Origin of the sequence: Stenotrophomonas maltophilia group sp. RNC7, assembly GCF_030910085.1 — a bacterium.
Taxonomy (GTDB): domain Bacteria; phylum Pseudomonadota; class Gammaproteobacteria; order Xanthomonadales; family Xanthomonadaceae; genus Stenotrophomonas; species Stenotrophomonas sepilia.
Genome location: NZ_JAVFVN010000029.1, coordinates 1 through 449 on the forward strand (window position 1 = coordinate 1; position 449 = coordinate 449).

A 449-nucleotide genomic window follows, 5' to 3' on the forward strand; every position below is an offset into this window, starting at 1 on the left:
ATGAAAGAAGATTCTTCTTTTGTACATGGTTTTTATTTTAAGAAAATAAACGTGGATATAAAAATATAGGATGTGTGATTGTGCGCAGTTTTGAAAACTATACAAAATAATTTTGTACAGGTACATGGGACAGGTTTTAGGCATATAATACAATTAAATTTAGGTATACCTAAAACGAAGGAGGAAGATTATGACACCGAACAAGGAAGATTATATAAAGGCAATATATAAATTGAGAAAGGAAGATGAATTGATCAGCAATAAAGAAATTGCCGAAAGTCTTAAAATAGCCCCTGCTTCTGTTACAGAAATGTTAGGAAAGCTTAGTAAACAGGAGCTTATTCAATATGAGCCCTATAGAGGTTCTAGATTGACTGAAAAAGGACTCCAAATCGCTGTAATCCTAGTCAGGGGTCATAGACTCTGGGAAGTATTTTTAATGCGGTATC

General features: G+C 33.2%; 1 protein-coding gene. It reads left to right on the top strand.

The window, feature by feature from the left end; translation table 11 throughout:
* Positions 1–190 precede the first annotated feature (190 nt).
* The coding region (locus RCF13_RS00165) for a metal-dependent transcriptional regulator (protein ID WP_308140664.1) at positions 191–449 on the top strand (259 nt) is incomplete at its 3' end.